This window comes from Frigoribacterium sp. SL97 (genome assembly GCF_026625765.1).
In the GTDB taxonomy this organism is placed as follows: Bacteria; Actinomycetota; Actinomycetes; order Actinomycetales; family Microbacteriaceae; genus Frigoribacterium.
Map to the genome: position 1 here is coordinate 886,895 of NZ_CP113062.1, position 15,993 is coordinate 902,887.

General features: G+C 73.1%; 14 protein-coding genes and 1 pseudogene. 10 read left to right on the forward strand and 5 right to left on the reverse strand.

Annotation, left to right across the window (positions count from 1 at the left end; translation table 11 throughout):
• The first annotated feature begins 38 nt into the window (after positions 1-38).
• Positions 39-1,784 (forward strand): AMP-binding protein, encoded by a 1,746-nt coding sequence (locus OVA02_RS04295; RefSeq protein WP_267659308.1) that lies wholly within the window; start codon positions 39-41, stop codon positions 1,782-1,784.
• Between the two features lie 139 nt (positions 1,785-1,923).
• On the opposite strand, the gene OVA02_RS04300 is transcribed toward OVA02_RS04295, so the two are convergent.
• From OVA02_RS04300 to OVA02_RS04315, 4 genes are all read right to left on the reverse strand, one after another.
• Positions 1,924-3,294: an N-acetylglucosamine-6-phosphate deacetylase gene (locus tag OVA02_RS04300; protein ID WP_267659309.1), complete on the reverse strand. Its 1,371-nt coding sequence runs from the start codon at positions 3,292-3,294 to the stop codon at positions 1,924-1,926.
• Positions 3,291-3,686 (reverse strand): YrdB family protein, encoded by a 396-nt coding sequence (locus OVA02_RS04305; protein WP_267659310.1) that lies wholly within the window; start codon positions 3,684-3,686, stop codon positions 3,291-3,293. Before OVA02_RS04305 ends, OVA02_RS04300 begins: the two co-directional genes overlap by 4 nt.
• A 34-nt stretch (positions 3,687-3,720) precedes the next feature.
• On the reverse strand, positions 3,721-4,551 hold the full coding sequence (purU, locus tag OVA02_RS04310) for a formyltetrahydrofolate deformylase (RefSeq protein WP_056044492.1): 831 nt from the start codon (positions 4,549-4,551) through the stop codon (positions 3,721-3,723).
• Between the two features lie 133 nt (positions 4,552-4,684).
• Positions 4,685-5,101 (reverse strand): DUF1304 domain-containing protein, encoded by a 417-nt coding sequence (locus OVA02_RS04315; protein ID WP_159827864.1) that lies wholly within the window; start codon positions 5,099-5,101, stop codon positions 4,685-4,687.
• 141 nt (positions 5,102-5,242) lie between these two features.
• Here OVA02_RS04315 and OVA02_RS04320 point away from each other — a divergent pair.
• The 9 genes and pseudogenes from OVA02_RS04320 to OVA02_RS04360 form a co-directional block, all read left to right on the forward strand.
• A pseudogene (locus OVA02_RS04320) lies at positions 5,243-5,803 on the forward strand (LacI family DNA-binding transcriptional regulator); the annotation flags it as partial.
• Between the two features lie 29 nt (positions 5,804-5,832).
• Complete coding sequence (locus OVA02_RS04325; RefSeq protein WP_267659676.1) at positions 5,833-6,249, forward strand: substrate-binding domain-containing protein; 417 nt, start codon at positions 5,833-5,835, stop codon at positions 6,247-6,249.
• A gap of 294 nt (positions 6,250-6,543) precedes the next feature.
• On the forward strand, positions 6,544-7,869 hold the full coding sequence (locus tag OVA02_RS04330; protein WP_267659311.1) for a hypothetical protein: 1,326 nt from the start codon (positions 6,544-6,546) through the stop codon (positions 7,867-7,869).
• A gap of 36 nt (positions 7,870-7,905) precedes the next feature.
• Positions 7,906-9,207, forward strand: coding sequence for an ABC transporter substrate-binding protein (locus OVA02_RS04335; RefSeq protein ID WP_420709630.1), 1,302 nt, complete (start codon positions 7,906-7,908; stop codon positions 9,205-9,207).
• Between the two features lie 11 nt (positions 9,208-9,218).
• Positions 9,219-10,229 carry a carbohydrate ABC transporter permease gene (locus OVA02_RS04340; protein ID WP_056044485.1) on the forward strand — a complete coding sequence of 337 codons (1,011 nt, stop codon included), beginning with the start codon at positions 9,219-9,221 and terminating at the stop codon, positions 10,227-10,229.
• A 136-nt stretch (positions 10,230-10,365) separates the two neighbouring features.
• Positions 10,366-11,121, forward strand: a complete 756-nt coding sequence (locus OVA02_RS04345; protein WP_218141852.1) for a carbohydrate ABC transporter permease — start codon at positions 10,366-10,368, stop codon at positions 11,119-11,121.
• Positions 11,122-11,309: 188 nt separating this feature from the next.
• Entirely contained in the window at positions 11,310-12,365 is a 1,056-nt protein-coding gene (locus tag OVA02_RS04350; protein WP_056043318.1) for a glycosidase, read from the forward strand.
• Positions 12,366-12,473: 108 nt separating this feature from the next.
• Positions 12,474-14,570 (forward strand): hypothetical protein, encoded by a 2,097-nt coding sequence (locus OVA02_RS04355; protein ID WP_267659312.1) that lies wholly within the window; start codon positions 12,474-12,476, stop codon positions 14,568-14,570.
• Positions 14,571-14,685: 115 nt separating this feature from the next.
• The gene (locus tag OVA02_RS04360; protein ID WP_056043312.1) at positions 14,686-14,931 is read left to right on the forward strand and encodes a hypothetical protein; all 246 of its coding nucleotides are present in this window, start codon (positions 14,686-14,688) and stop codon (positions 14,929-14,931) included.
• Positions 14,932-15,005: 74 nt separating this feature from the next.
• Here OVA02_RS04360 and OVA02_RS04365 read toward each other — a convergent pair whose 3' ends face one another.
• Positions 15,006-15,980, reverse strand: a complete 975-nt coding sequence (locus OVA02_RS04365; RefSeq protein WP_056043310.1) for an XdhC family protein — start codon at positions 15,978-15,980, stop codon at positions 15,006-15,008.
• Positions 15,981-15,993: the final 13 nt, after the last annotated feature.

Below are 15,993 nucleotides of genomic sequence, written 5' to 3' on the forward strand. Positions count from 1 at the left end.
TGCCGGGCCGGGCATGGGGCGGGGTGCATGATGGCGGGATGTCCGACGCACCCGCATCCGCACCCGCCGAGGCCCCGGCCACCGCCGCCTACCGGGCGGCCCGCGACCACCTGCTGGGGCTCGGGCACGACCTCGACCGGGCGAGCGACGAGTTCCGCTGGCCGGACGTCGGCGACAGCTTCAACTGGGCGACCGACTGGTTCGACGTGGTCGCCGACGGCAACGACCGCACGGCGCTCTGGATCGTCGAGGAGGACGGCTCCGAGCAGCGGGTGTCGTTCGACGCCATGCGTCGGCGCAGCGACCAGGTCGCCGCGTGGTTGCACGACCTCGGCGTCGACAAGGGCGACCACGTCATGCTCATGCTCGGCAACCAGGTCGAGCTGTGGGAGGCCATGCTCGCGGTGATGAAGGTGGGCGCGGTCATCCTGCCGACGTCGACCGTGCTCGGCAGCGCCGACCTCGCCGACCGCATCGACCGCGGGCTCGTCCGGCACGTGATCGCCAACGCGGCCGACGCCCCGGCGTTCGCGGGGGTCGACGGGGTCGAGGCCGTCACGCGGATCGCGGTCGTCCCCGAGGGCGACGTGACCCCCGCGGGCTGGACGTCCTTCGGGGACTCGCACCGCGCCTCCTGGGACCGCCCCGACGTCGCCAACGCGACGGAGGACGCCTGCCTCGTCTACTTCACGTCGGGCACGACGAGCAAGCCGAAGATGGTCGTGCACTCGCACGCCTCGTACCCCGTCGGGCACCTGACCACGACGTACTGGCTGGGCGTGCAGCCGGGGGACGTGCACATGACGATCTCGTCGCCGGGCTGGGGCAAGCACGCCTGGAGCTGCTTCTTCGCGCCGTGGACCGCCGAGGCCACCGTGTTCGTCTACAACTACGGTCGCTTCCGCCCGGCCGAGCTCCGCGACCAGCTCGAGCGGGCCCGGGTGACCTCGTTCTGTGCGCCGCCGACCGTGTGGCGGATGCTGATCCAGTCGTCCCTGGGTTCGCGGCCGAGCGCCCTTCGCGAGGCGCTCTCGGCCGGCGAACCGCTCAACCCCGAGGTGATCGGGCGGGTGCAGCAGGGTTGGGGCCTGGACATCCGCGACGGGTACGGGCAGACCGAGACGACCGCCATCGTCGCGAACGCGCCCGGCGGCACGATCAAGGCCGGCTCGATGGGGCGCGCCCTGCCCGGCGTCGAGGTCGTGCTGGTCGACCCCGTCACGGGTGTCGTCGGTGACGAGGGCGAGGTCTGCCTCGACCTCACCACGCGGCCCGTCAACCTGATGACCGGCTACCTCGGCGACGCCGCCCGCACCGAGTCGTCGATGCGCGACGGGCTGTTCCACACCGGCGACGTGGCGGTGCGCGACGCCGACGGCATGATCACCTTCGTCGGCCGCACCGACGACGTCTTCAAGTCGTCGGACTACAAGGTCTCGCCGTTCGAGGTCGAGAGCATGCTGATCGAGCACCCGGCCGTCGCCGAGTCCGCGGTCGTGCCGGCACCCGACGACACCCGGCTGAACATCGTCAAGGCGTACGTGACCCTGGCCGAGGGGTGGGCACCCGACGCCGAGACCGCGCGGGCCGTCCTGGCTCACGCCCGGGTGTCGTTGCCCGCCTACGAGCGGGTACGGCGGGTCGAGTTCGCCGAGCTGCCGAAGACGATCTCGGGCAAGATCCGACGCGTCGAGCTGCGCGACCTCGAGGAGGCGCTGGCCCGGTCGGGCGAGCGGGCCGCGGCCGAGTGGCGCGACGCGGACTTCCCCGACCTGAAGGGGTAGGGCCGCTCGGCGAGCCCGACGCCCCACGGCTCCGACTCACTGCACCGCGTTTCGTGCACGACACCGCAACCAGTCGCGGTGCCGTGCACGAAACGCGCTGCGGTGTCGGGCGGAGCGGGGCGGGGCCGGGTGGCGGGGATCAGCCGGCGGGCAGTTCGCGGCCGGCGGCCCAGACCCGGGCGACCGTCCAGTCGTCGTGCCACGCGACGGCGTCGGCCACGTGACCGGGGGCCAGACGCCCGAGCGGCGGCCGGGCCCCGGCGGCCGGCGCCGTGCGCGGCGCCGTGCCCAGCCCAGCGCCCTGCGCCGGGTCCTGCGCCGTGCGCGCGACGCCGGCCTGCGCTCCGGACATGTCCGCTCGCCTGCCCCCGGCGTCGAGGCCGAGCACGCGGGCCGGCACGAGCGTCAGCGCCGCGACGGCGTCGACGGCCGAGAGTCCGGTCCGGAGGACGGCGATGCGCAGGGCGGCGTCCTGCGTCAGGGTCGAGCCCGCGATGGTCGACGTGCCCGTGAGCGTGGCGACGCCGTGCTCGACCGTCACCGCGAGTTCGCCGATGCGGTAGTCGCCGTCGGCGGCTCCGGCCGCGGCCATCGCGTCGGTGATGAGGGCGACCCGCCGGGGCGCCGAGCGCAGCACGAGGTCCGCCACGGCCGGGTGCACGTGCACGCCGTCGAGGATCAGCTCGATCGTCACGCGTTCGTCGCCGACCGCCGCGACGAGCGGCCCCGGGTCGCGGTGGTGGATGCCGGCCATGGCGTTGAACGCGTGGGTCACGAGGCTCGCGCCGCGGTCGAACGCCGCGCGGGCGAGGTCGAAGTCGGCCTCGGTGTGCCCGACGGCGGCGACCACGCCCGAGCTGACGAGCCGGTCGATCGCGTCGAGCCCGCCGGGCAGCTCGGGGGCGAGGGTGACCTGACGGACGACGCCGTCGCCGGCCTCGAGGAGGCTCTCGACCGTGGCGGCGTCCGGTTCGAGCAGGAAGTGCGGGGCGTGGGCTCCCCGCCGGTCGGGCGCCAGGAACGGTCCTTCGAGGTGTGCCCCGAGCACGAGCGGATCACGACGCATCAGGTCACCGACCAGCCCGAGCGACCGGGACAGCACCGGCACCGGGTTCGCGACGAGGCTGACCAGCGAGCGCGTCGTACCGTGCCGGCGGTGCAGCGCGAGTCCCGCGTCGAGGTCGTCCGGTCCGCCGTCGAAGGCGTGCCCGCCGCCGCCGTGCGTGTGCAGGTCGATCAGCCCCGGGGTGAGCGTGGCGCCCGCGAGGTCGACCGTGACGTCCGCGGGGGGCGGCACCGCGCCTCCTGCGGTCGGGTCGTGGGGTGCACCCGACGCCGCCGAGGAGGCGCGGGTCGCGTCGAGCCCGCGCCTCGCCCCGGCCGCCGCGCGAGACCCCGGCACCGTGGCACCGGTGGCGACGATCACGTCGCCGTCGACGAGCATCCAGAAGCCCTCGACCACGCCGTCGGCGTCGACCTTGCGGGCGTCGGAGAACAGGGTGGTCGTCACCGGCGGGCCCCCCGGCCGTTCTCGCGACGGAAGGCCAGGACGCCCGTGACGCCGGCCAGGACGGCGAACGCCACGGCGACGACCGGGTAGCCGAGCATGGCCCAGGCGGCGACCACGGCACCCATGATCGCGATCTCGACCAGGGCCTTGCCGACGGCGTCGGTCGGGATCGGGGCGCGTGGCGAACGGAACAGGCCCCACACGACGATCGCGAAGAGCGGCGCGCCGATCATGAACGCCAGCGACGGGAACGGGAACGGCCAGGCGAGGTAGCCCCAGAAGCCGAGGCTCAGGAAGGCGAGGATCAGCGTGACGAACCGCACCACGTCGAGGGGGCCGACCGGGCCGCCGCGGGCCGGGACGGGGGAGGGGGCGGAGTCGGTCGGGGTCACGCGTCCAGCGTACGGCCGGTGTGCCCGGGCGGGGCTAGCGGAAGACGATGGTGCGGGCGCCGTCGAGCAGCACGCGGTCCTCGGCGAACCAGCGGACGGCCTGGGTCAGCGTGCGGCTCTCTTCGTCCTGGCCGATCGCCATCAGCTCGGGGGCGCTGCGGGTGTGGTCGACGCGGACCACGTTCTGCTCGATGATCGGCCCCTCGTCGAGGTCGCTCGTGACGAAGTGCGCCGTCGCGCCGATCAGCTTCACGCCGCGGGCGTGCGCCTGGCGGTAGGGGTTCGCCCCCTTGAACCCGGGCAGGAACGAGTGGTGGATGTTGATCGCCCGCCCCTCGAGCGCGGCGCAGAGCTCGGGGCTGAGGATCTGCATGTAGCGGGCGAGCACGACCAGCTCGACGTCGTAGCGGTCGACGACCTGCAGCACGCGTGCCTCGAACGCCGCCTTGGACTCGGGGTCGGTGACGGGGTGGTGCTCGAACCGCTTGCCGTAGAACTCGGCGAGGCCCGACAGATCGTCGTGGTTCGCCAGGATCAACGGCACCTCGATCGGCAGCTGTCCCGCCCGCTGCCGGAACAGCAGGTCGTTCACGCAGTGCGCCGCCTTGCTCGCGAGCACGAGCGTGCGGGTCGGGCGACCGACGACGTCGAGCTTCGCCTGCGCGTCGTAGTGCGCGAGCACGGGCGCCAGCGCCGCCTCGAACGCGTCGCGCTCGCCGGGGGCCTCGACCTGCAGGCGCATGAAGAACGTGCCGGTGTCGTGGCTCGAGAACTGCGCCGACTCGGTGATGTTGCCGCCCGCCTGCACGACGGCACCGCTGATCGCGTGGACGATGCCGGGTCGGTCCTGGCAGACGAGCGTCAGCGTCCAGTGCGTCGTCGGGGCGGCCGGGGCAGCGGCCCGAGCGGCGTCGGCCGTCGCGGCGTCGGGGGCGGAGGAGGCGCGGGTGGCGTCGGTCACGTCGGTCACCCGCCCAGGGTAGTGCGGCCGAACCCGGTCAGGCGGCGGCGATGAGCAGCGTGACGAGCGCGACGAGCGGGAGGAACCCCTGCGTGACCGCGGCGCGGGTCTTCGTGCGGTCCGAGAGCAGCAGGACGAGCGCGGCGGCGAGCATCGACCCCGTGCCCGCGACGAGCAGGGCGTTGCCCGAGGGGGATGCCTCGAAGGCGCTGCCCGCGCCTCCTGCCCCTCCGGCGGCGATCAGCACGACGCCCACGATCGTGACGATCGCGAGGAACAGGTTGTAGAAGCCCTGGTTGTAGGCGAGCGGCTTCGTGTGCTCGGCCTGGACGTCGTCGGTGATGCCGAAGGTCGCGCGGACGCGGGGGGTGGTCCAGAGGAAGGACTCCATCACGAAGATGTAGAGGTGCAGCAGGGCGGCGAGCGAGGCCGCGACGAGCGAGACGATGAGCATGCCCCGACCCTAAGGCCGGGCGGTCCACGCGAGGGTGGCGGCTGCGGCGGGTCAGTAGCATCGTGGGGGCGCAGCGGGCGCACACGGGCATCGGCACCGGCGAGGACGAGGAGGCGCGGCGTGGCAGAGCGGGTCACCATCGTGGAGGTCGCGGCCCGGGCCGGCGTCGCGATCAGTTCGGTCAGCAGCGCCCTCAACGGTCGCCCCGGCGTCTCGGAGCAGACCCGCGCGCGCATCCGCCAGGCCGCCGACGACCTCGGCTTCGTGCCGAGCGTCCGGGGCCGCAGCCTGAGCGCCAAGCGGGCGTTCACCGTCGGGCTCGTCGTGCACCGCGACCCGTTCGTGCTCGAGTCCGACCCGTTCTTCGGCAGCTTCATCGGCGGGCTCGAGTCGGTGCTCGACCCGCGCGGGTACGCGCTCATCCTGCAGATGGGGTCGGCGGCGGACGAACCGCTCGACCGCTATCGCCGGCTCGCGGCCGGACGTCGGGTCGACGGCGTCGTCCTGAACGAGCTGACGGTGGACGACCCGCGCGTCGAGCTGGTCCGCGAGCTCGACCTGCCCGCCGTCGGGGTCAACCCGGCCGGGGACTTCCCCCTGCCCGCCGTGCGGCAGGACGACTCGGCCGGCATCGGCGAGCTCGTCGAGCACCTCGTGTCGCTCGGTCACCGGCGGTTCGCCCACGTCGCCGGGCCCGGGCGCTTCGTCCACTCACGGCGTCGCGGGGCCGCCTGGCGGGACGCCGTCGTCGGAGCCGGGCACGAGCCCGGGGCGGTCGTCGAGGCCGACTTCACCTACGACGGGGAGCCCGGGCCGCCGCTCGCCTCTTCGGCCCGGACGCACCGGTCCACGACCGGCCCACCGCCGTCTTCTGCGCCAACGACCTGGCCGCCATCGGGTTCATGACCGAGCTCGACCGACTCGGGGTCCGTGTGCCCGACGACGTCAGCGTGGCCGGGTTCGACGGCATCGAGCTCGGGTCGTACGTGCGCCCCGGGCTGACCACGCTGACGACGGCTCCGCGGCTGATCGGGGCCGAGGCGGCGCGCCTCCTGCTCTCGGCCGTCGAGGGCGAGGCCGTCACCGACGCCGAGATCGAGCCCGCCCGGCTGCTTGTCCGCGCGTCGACGGGCCGCGCCGCCCGCTGACCCCGCTGACCCCGCGGCGCCCCGCGCCGCCTCAGAGATCGCTCGGCGCCCGGGCGTCGAGGACGCACCACGCTCGCGTCGTCGAACCACGTCCCGGGGTGGTTCGACGACGCGAGCGTGGTGCGCCCTGCGGCGGGAGCCCGGTGGATGCCCGTCGGGCGTCCGGTCAGGAGGCGCGGGTCGGGAGATCGCGCCGGGAGGGGTTCCGGCGCAGCGGCGGACGTGCTAACTTCTCGATCTACCGAAACGTTTCGGTAGACGAGTGAGACCGCACACGACGAAGTGGGTGCCCCGATGACGACCGCCAGCGACACGACGAGCACCGAGGCGAGCGCCGACGCCACGCGCGCCGACACCGGGCCCGACACGACGCGCGCCGACACCGGGGCCTACACGACGCGCGTCGACACCGGGGCCTACACGACGCGCGTCGACACCGGGCCCGACGCCGACGCGGCGCGCGCCGCCTCGAAGCCGTACCTCGTCCCGCTGACCCGGGAGCGCCTCCGGACGGTCCTCGACGAGGCCCTCGTCCACCGCAACGAGCTCACCGGCGCCCTCTCGCAGCTGACCTTCTCGAGCCCCGCCGCCTACGAGCCGGGCCGCCCCGACTGGGCGGTCGGCCCCTTCACCGCCGACCCGGCGTTCACCTTCACGCTGGACGGCCAGTGGCCCGACCCCGACGGACTCGGCTGGACGAGCGAGTCGCTCTACAACCCCAGCCTCATCGAGCACGACGGCACGCTGCATCTCTTCTACCGGGCCTCGCCCCGCAAGGAGAGCCTCGGCAGCCGCATCGGCCACGCCACCCTCGCCCTCACCCCCGACGGCGAACCCGCACCCGGCGCCGCCTGGGTCGACGACCCGGCCAACCCGGTCGTCCGTCCCACCCTCGACGACGAACTGCTCGGCACCGAGGACCCCAAGGTCTACCGCGCCGAGGGTCGCTTCTGGCTGTTCTACAACGGCGTCTTCCCGATCACCGAGGAGGCGCGGGTCGCGCACCCGAGCCCCGGTCACCCCGTCCAGGCGGTCGGCATCGACCTGCTGGTCGCCGTCAGCGACGACCTCGTGACCTGGCAGAAGCTCGGCCCGATCGCGGACCACGAGCAGACGCGGCTCTGGGCCAAGGGCGCCGTGATCCCGCGCGACGAGCACGGGAACGCCGTCCGCCTCGGCGGCAGCGGCAGCGGCGGCGGCCGTGACGACGGGGACTACCTCATGTTCGTCAGCGAGGGCTTCGACGGCGTGCTGCACGTCGGCCGCTCGGACGACCTGCGCCACTGGACCTTCGAGCCCGTGCCGTACCTCGACCTGTCGGGCGTCGGCGGCCACCTGCACGAGGTCGCCGCCGCGATCGTCACGGGCGACGGCCGACTCGTGCTGGACGTCTTCCACGACGTCGACGGGGTCTTCGCGGCGAGCCAGGCGCTCTACGACGTCGGGCGTCCGGTCGACCAGCTCGCCCTCACGTCCGGCGGGTCGCTCAGCTGGGGCGGCCTGCAGCAGATCGGCGGCCGCTGGACCTTCGCCCAGGGCTGGGACGCCCCCGTCGGCCACCGTGACCTGTACTTCTACCGCACCGACCCGCACGCCCCGGCACCGCAGACCACCCCCTAGCCACACCCGCAGCACCACCCACCCAAGGAGAACACCGTGCAACGACGCACACGCTTCACCCGCCGCGCGACCCTCGGCGCGACCGTCCTGGTCGCCGCCCTCGGCCTGACCGCCTGCTCCGGCGGCGGCGGTGCCTCGAGCGACGCCCTCACCGCCAAGGGCCCCATCACCATCTGGTACTCGAACAACGAGCAGGAGGTGACCTGGGGCAAGGCCATGGTCGAGGCCTGGAACGCCGACCACCCCGACGAGCAGGTCAAGGGGCAGGAGATCCCCGCCGGCAAGTCGAGCGAAGAGGTCATCGGCGCCGCCATCACGGCCGGCAACGCCCCCTGCCTCGTCTACAACACGGCCCCCAGCGCGGTCGGTCAGTTCCAGAAGCAGGGCGGCCTGGTCGACCTGTCGAGCTTCGACGACGGCGCGAGCTACATCGAGGAGCGCAGTGGCGACCTCGCGAAGCAGTACCAGGACGCCGACGGCAAGTACTACCAGCTGCCCTGGAAGTCGAACCCGGTGATGATCTTCTACAACAAGGACCTCTTCACGAAGGCCGGCCTCGACGCTCAGAACCCCGACCTGTCGACCTACGACGACTTCCTCGCGACGTCGAAGACCCTGGTCGACGCCGGCGTCTCGAAGTACGCCATCCACCCGGCGCCGACGAGCGAGTTCTTCCAGTCGCAGTTCGACTTCATGCCGCTCTACGCGGCCGAGACGGGCGGCACCGGCCTCGTCGAGGACGGCAAGGCGACCTTCGCCGACACCGCCGGCGAGGACGTGGCGACCTTCTGGCGCTCGCTCTACGAGCAGGGGCTGGCCGGCCAGGAGCAGTACACGGGCGACTCGTTCGCCGACGGCGAGGCCGCGATGTCGATCGTCGGGCCGTGGGCCGTGTCGGTCTACGAGGACGTCAACTGGGGTGCCGTGCCCGTCCCGACCAAGGACGGCACGAGCGCCGACGAGACCTACACGTTCAGCGACGCGAAGAACGTCGGCATGTACACGGCCTGCGAGAACCAGGGCACGGCGTGGGACTTCCTGAAGTTCTCCACCAGCAGCGACCAGGACCGCGCCCTGCTCGAGACGACGGGCCAGATGCCGATCCGCACCGACCTGGCCTCGACCTACTCCGACTACTTCGACGCGAACCCCTCGTACGCGCTCTTCGGCGACCAGGCGGCCCGCACGGTCGAGGTGCCGGCCGGCCCGAACACCGTCGCCGAGTTGCAGGCCTTCCGCGACGCGTGGTCGAGCAGCGTGATCTTCGGCAAGGGCGACGTCGACTCGTCGCTCAAGGACGCCGCGGACAAGATCGACGAGCTCGCGGCGCAGGGCTGATCGTGTCCACCGTGCACGAGGCGGCGGCAGCGTCGCCGACCGCCGGACGAGCCGAGGAGGCGCACCGCGCCTCCTCGGGGGGTCCCGGCTCCGGGCACCGGGCGGGCCGTCGCCGCGACGGCGACCCGCGCGGGCGCCGGCGGGGCGGCCCCCTCGGCAAGCACCCGCTCGGCCTGCTGTTCAGCGCGCCCTACCTGGTGTTCGTGCTGGCGGTGTTCGCGTACCCGTTGGTCTACGCGGTCTACATCGCGTTCCACGACTACTTCTTCACGGCGCCCGGTGCCGTCGTCGCGCGGCCCTTCGTCGGCCTCGACAACTTCGTCACCGCGTTCACCGACCCGGCGGTCATCCGCTCGTTCGGCAACGTCGGCGTCTTCCTGGTGATCAACGTGCCGCTGACCGTCGTGCTGAGCATGGTGCTCGCCACGGCGCTCGACAAGGTCGCGCACTTCCGGGGGTTCCTGCGGGTGGCGTTCTACGTGCCGTACCTGACGGCGAGCGTCGCCGTCGTCGCGGTCTGGTTGTTCCTCTTCAACGGCGACGGTCTCGTGAACAACGTGCTCGGGCCGTTGGCCCCGACCCCGTCGTGGCTGATCAACTCGGCCTGGGCCATGCCCTCGATCGCGTTGTTCGTCACCTGGAAGCAGCTCGGCTTCTACATCCTGCTGTACCTCGCGGCTCTGCAGAACGTGCCCAAGGAGCTGTACGAGGCGGCCTCGAGCGACGGTGCCGGCCCGATCCGGTCGTTCTTCACCGTCACCGTCCCGGGCGTGCGTCCGGCCACCGTGCTCGTGCTGCTCGTCTCGACCGTCACGGGGGCGAACCTCTTCACCGAGCCGTACCTGCTGACCGGGGGAGGCGGGCCGAACGGCGCGTCGACCTCGCCCGTGCTGCTGATGTACCAGAAGGGCATCGAGCAGGGGAATCCCGACCAGGCCGCCGCGATCGGCGTCGTGCTCGTGATCCTCGTGCTGGTCATCGCCCTGCTGCAGAACCGGTTCGCCGGCGGAAAGGAGGACTGAGATGACCGTCTCCGACGAGACCACCGCCCGCCCCCTGCGGGTCGGCAAGAAGCCGCCGCTGACCCGGGCCCAGACCACGCTGCGCGGCGTCGTGCTGGCGATCGGCGCCCTGGCGTTCCTCTTCCCGTTCTACTACATGGTGATCGGGTCGCTGCAGACCAAGCCCGACCCGACCGTGGCCGGGGCGTTCCCCCACCCGTCGAACCTGACGGTCGAGAACTACGCCGCGATCGACAGCCGCATCGGGCTGCTCAGCGGCCTGCTCAACTCGGGCATCTTCACGGTCGGCGTGCTCGCCTGCACCCTCGTGTTCGGGGTGCTGGTCGGCTACGCGCTGGCCGTGCTGCAGTGGCGTGGTCGCGGGGTCACCTTCGCGCTGGCGCTGCTCGTGCAGGTGGTGCCCTTCCAGCTGCTGATCATCCCGCTGTACGTGCTCATCGCGCGCAACTACGGGCTGAGCGACAACTACCTGGGCATGATCCTGCCGTTCGCCATCAACTCGACGGCGGTGATCATCTTCCGGCAGTACTTCCTGCAGCTGCCGAAGGAGCTCTTCGAGGCCGCGCGCATCGACGGCACCGGCGAGTTCCGGCTGCTGTGGAACATCGCGTTGCCGCTCGTGCGCCCGGCGCTGGTCACGGCCCTGCTGCTGACCTTCATCGGTCCGTGGAACGAGTTCCTCTGGCCGTTCCTCATCACCAAGGAGGCGTCGATGCAGCCGCTCGCCGTGTCGCTGGCGAACTACATCAGCAACGTGGCGGCGACGGCGGCGAACCCGTTCGGCGCGACCCTCGCGGGCGCCGTCGTGCTGGCCGCTCCGGTCGTGCTGCTGTTCATCGTGTTCCAGCGCTACTTCATCTCGACCGACGTCGGCTCGAGCGTGAAGGGCTGACCGACCGCCTCCCGACCCGAGGAGGCGCGCTGCGCGACCGGCGCGCGCCGCGCCTCCTCGGCTCCCCACCCCCAGACCGGGTCGTCGTGCCGACGGCCCCCACCGCAGGAGGCGCGGTGCGATCCCCCCTCGCACCGCGCCTCCGTCGCCTCCCGCCTCTCGCTTCTCGCCTCTCGAAAGGGCCTCCCATGGCTGACTTCCCGTACCGACTGACCCGCCTGGGCGTCGTGATGACCCCCGACCCCGACTCGCCCGACGAGGCCGAGGGCGTGCTCAACCCCGGTTCGGGACGCGGGCCCGACGGCGAGCTCTACCTGCTGCCGCGGCTCGTGGCCACGGGCAACGTGTCGCGCGTCGGGCTGGCCCGGGTCGTCGTCGAGGACGGCGTGCCCGTGGGCGTGACCCGCGAGGGCGTCGTGCTCGCGCCCGACCGCGGGTGGGAACGCGGCGTGACCCACGCCGGCGTCGAGGACCCGCGCGTCACGTGGATCGAGGAGCTCGGGCTGCACGTGATGACCTACGTCGCCTACGGACCGCTCGGGCCGCGCACCGCCGTCGCCGTGAGCGACGACCTGCGCGACTGGCGCCGGCTCGGGCCCGCGACCTTCGAGTACGTCGACGAGCTCGACACCGACCTCGGACTGTTCCACAACAAGGACACCGTGTTCTTCCCGTCGCCGGTCACCGCGCCGGACGGCGTGCGCAGCTTCGCCGTGCTGCACCGACCGATGTGGCACATCGGTGCGACGGTGCCGGGCGAGGGCAGTCCGCTGCCGGCCGGCGTCACCGACGGGCGGCACTCGATCTGGATCAGCTACGTGCCGGTCGACGCGGTCGCCGCCGACCCGCGGGCGTTGGCGCGGTGGGGGCAGCACCGGTTCGTCGCCGGCCCCGAGTTCCCGTTCGAGGAGCTGAAGATCGGCGGCGGCCCGCCCCCGCTGCGCGTCGACGAGGGCTGGCTGCTGCTGCACCACGGCGTCACCGGCGTGATCGACGACGCCTTCGCCCAGCAGCAGAACGTGAACTACGCGGCGGGCGGGATGATCCTCGACGCCGACGACCCGTCGCGCGTGGTCACCCGGTCGGAGGTGCCGCTGCTCGAGGCCGAGACCGCCGACGAGCGCGACGGCATCGTGCCGAACGTCGTGTTCCCGACCGCGATCGAACACGTCGACGGCGTCCCCTACGTGTTCTACGGCATGGCCGACTCGAAGATCGGCGTCGCCCGCCTCGACCGCGCCTGAGGTCGCGCACGGACCGACGACACCCACGGCCCGGCGACACCCTCGGACCGACGACACCCTCGGACCGACGGCACCCACGGATCACCGACAAGAAGGAGGCGGTCGACGATGATCGCACGCAACTCACGATGGACGGGCGCGGCGCTGGCCGCGGCCCTGGCGACCGTGCTGGGGGTGACGGGGGCGCTGCCTGCTGCCGCCGCGCCTCCTGGTCCGGCGACCGCGCCGCCCGGCTCGGCCGCGCCGACCGTCCCGGCGGCCGCACCGGCCGTGGCACCGTTGACGAACCTCGCGCACCTGGACTTCCTGCTCGACCGGACGACGCCCGTGCCCGAGGCCGGGCACTCGACCTACCGGCAGAGCGCGGAACCGACGCTCACCCTGCCGTGGACCTACGCCGACGCCCGCGACGGCGGCACCTTCGCCCGGGTGGGCGGCGGTCCGCTCGACCCCGCGACCGGGTACTGGGTGCAGGGTGCATACAACAGCGACGACGTCTCACGGACGGCCGTCGTGTACCTGCGCGACTGGAAGCAGACCGGCTCGGAGTCGAGCCGGCAGAAGGCGTACGAGCTGCTGCGGGCGACCGCGTACTTCCAGACGACCACCGGTGACGCCGCCGGCAACGTCGTGCTCTGGATGCAGCCCGACGGCACCTTCAACCGCAGCCCGGTGCCGGTCGAACTGCCCGACCCGTCCGACAGCGGCAACAGCTACTGGCTGGCCCGCAGCATCTGGGCGTTCGGCGAGGGGTACGCGGCGTTCGCGGACGACGACCCCGAGTTCGCCGCGTTCCTGCAGCAGCGGCTGCAGCTCGGCGTGACGGCGCTGAACCGCGAGACGCTCGCCCGCTACGGTCGGTACGACGTGGCCGACGGGGCGAAGGTGCCCGCCTGGCTGATCGGCTCCGGAGCGGACGCCTCGGCCGAGGCCGTCCTCGGGCTGAGCGCCTACTCGGCCGTCGTGCCGGGTGACGCGGCCTCGCGCACCGCGCTGACGCAGCTCGCCGAGGGCGTCGCGGCGATGTCGTCCGGCGACGGGCAGACCTGGCCGTACGGAGCCGTGCTGCCCTGGGCGAAGTCCCGCTCGATGTGGCACGCCTGGTCGTCGCAGATGCCCGTCGCCCTGGCCCGGGCGTCGACCGTGCTCGCCCGACCCGACCTGCTGAAGCCGGCCGTGCTCGACCAGACCTCGTTCACGACCACGCTGCTCACCGCGAGCGGGCCCGACAACGCCTGGTACCCGACGCCCGTTGACCAGACGCAGATCGCCTACGGAGCCGACTCGCGGCTGCAGTCGGCGCTCGCCGTGGCCGGCGCCGGCGCGGGGGCCCCGGGTCTGAAGCGCATCGCGGCCGTCGCTGCGAGCTGGTACTTCGGCACGAACCGCTCGGGCACCCCCGTCTACGACCCGGCCACCGGGGTGACCTTCGACGGCGTGCAGGCGGACGGCACGGTGAACCGCAACAGCGGTGCCGAGAGCACGATCCACGGCCTGTTGTCGATGATCGCCCTCGACGGCGCCCCCGACGTCTCGGCCGAGGCTCGAGGGCTGACGAGCGTCACGTCGCGTGACGGCCTCACGGTGGTCGAGGCCGAGACGGCGTCGCCCACGACGGGCACGGTCGTCACCCCCGACTCGGCGTGGACGGGCGAGTCGCAGTACGGCGGAGGCTCGGCGCTGCGGCTCGAGCCCGGGCAGAGCGCGACGATCACGGTGCCCGCGGGCTCCGGGTTGCGGCACGTCGAGCCGGTCCTGCTCGCCGCCGAGGGAGTGCGGTCGACGTCGGTCTGGAAGGCGGGACGCGTGCCCCTGGGGACGCTGACGACGCAGGCCGGGGCGCAGGGCGTGACCGCCGCCTCCGGGGCTCTGCTGCCCCAGACGCTGCCGGTGCCGATCGGTGCCGGAGCGACGGCGATCACCGTGACCGCCGGCCGCGACGCGACCGTGGTCGACGGCCTGATCGTGCGGCCGCTCGTCCAGCGGCTCGTGCTCGCCGGGACGGCGGCCGACGGTCGCCCGACGACGACCGAGCTGCTGTCGTCGACCTCGCGGCTGCCGTTGCCGACCCCGGTCGGCGTGCGGGGCAGTCGGACGTCGGCGTCGTCGTACGACGCGCAGGGCCGCCTCGTGCAGCAGCGCGACGTGCAGGGCCGCAGCGTCGTGCTGGTCAAGCCTGGCGGCTTCGCCGTCCTCACCCGCTAGCCCGGCGCCGAGGCCCAGGAACCCGCTCAGACCCCATCGACCCACGTGAGGGTCTGGGCGGGTTCCTGGGGTCTCGTGCGCCAGGACCCGAGGAGGCGCGGGTACGGTCGACCGCATGAGCGACGACACGCAGGCCCCCGGTCCCGACGGCGCCGGCCGCGACACCAGCCCGGGGCACGAGGTCGACCACGACCCGACCGGCATGACCGACGACGAGAAGCGGCACGACCAGCTGACCCGTGCCCCGAAGTCGGACGAGTCGGACGCCGCCCCGCGCATCACGACCGAGGAGCGCGGCGACGGCGTCACCCGCATCGACGTCGCCGACACCGCCAAGGTCCGCCCGGGCGGGGCCGGCTGACGCCGACGCACCACGGGCTCGCCGAGACCCTCTGCGCGCACGGGCGCCTCGGCGGAACCCTGGGGTCTCGCGCCTCAGCTGATCAGGTGGATGCTGCCGTCACGGTCGCGCAGCGGAGCCCGCGAGGCGCCCGACCGCACGGCGAGCACCTCGGCCAGGATCGACACGGCCGTCTCCTCGGGCGTGCTCGCCCCGAGGTCGAGCCCGATGGGGGAGTGCAGTCGGCCGAGCGCCGCCGGCCCGACTCCGCGATCGGCCAGGGCGGAGACGCGTCGGTCGTGCGTGACCCGTGATCCCATGGCCCCGACGTACGCCGCCGGGGACGCCAGCGCCGCCTCGACCAGGTCGGCGTCGAACCGTTCGTCGTGCGACAGCACCGCGATCACGGTGCGCTCGTCGACCCCGGTGCGCGCCAGGTAGTTCGGCGGCCACTCGACGACGACCTCGTCGGCCGACGGGAAACGCTCGCGGGTCAGGAAGACCGGACGCGGGTCGCACACCGTCACGCGGTAGCCCAGCACCGCCCCGGCGTTGCAGAGGGCGACGGCGAACTCGACCGCCCCGAAGACGAGGAGGCGCGGCGGCGGCACCGAGCGCTCGCTGAAGACCCGCAGACCCTCGCAGTCGTCGACGGTCGGCACGACCTCGCCGGTGCGGACCGGGCCGAGCACGACATGCGCCGACGCCTCACGCCCGGCGGCGGCATCGCGGAGGGCGGCGATCGTCTCGGCGTCGTCCGGGGTGACGAGCCGGGCGAGCACCTCGATGCGCCCGCCGCAGCTGAGCCCGACCTCGAACGCCGTCTCGTCGCTGAACCCGAACGTCTCGAGCTGCGGCGTGCCGTCGTCGAGCACCTGCGTGCAGATCTCGTAGACCGCGCCCTCGACGCAGCCGCCCGAGATGCTGCCGATCACGGTGCCGTCGACGGTGACGGCCATCGACGTGCCGACCGTCCGGGGTGCACTGCCCACGACCGACACGGCCGTCGCGACGGCGAGGCGCTCGCCGGCGTCGAGTCGCGCCAGCAGGCGGTCGGCGATCTCGAACACGGGGCTCCTCGGG

Coding starts and splice junctions, on each gene's coding strand:
- OVA02_RS04350 (WP_056043318.1), top strand. CDS start 11,310: ATGGCTGACTTCCCGTACCGACTGACCCGCCTGGGCGTCGTGATGACC.
- OVA02_RS04355 (WP_267659312.1), top strand. CDS start 12,474: ATGATCGCACGCAACTCACGATGGACGGGCGCGGCGCTGGCCGCGGCC.
- OVA02_RS04360 (WP_056043312.1), top strand. CDS start 14,686: ATGAGCGACGACACGCAGGCCCCCGGTCCCGACGGCGCCGGCCGCGAC.
- OVA02_RS04315 (WP_159827864.1), bottom strand. CDS start 5,101: ATGCTCATCGTCTCGCTCGTCGCGGCCTCGCTCGCCGCCCTGCTGCAC.
- OVA02_RS04295 (WP_267659308.1), top strand. CDS start 39: ATGTCCGACGCACCCGCATCCGCACCCGCCGAGGCCCCGGCCACCGCC.
- OVA02_RS04330 (WP_267659311.1), top strand. CDS start 6,544: ATGACGACCGCCAGCGACACGACGAGCACCGAGGCGAGCGCCGACGCC.
- OVA02_RS04345 (WP_218141852.1), top strand. CDS start 10,366: ATGGTGATCGGGTCGCTGCAGACCAAGCCCGACCCGACCGTGGCCGGG.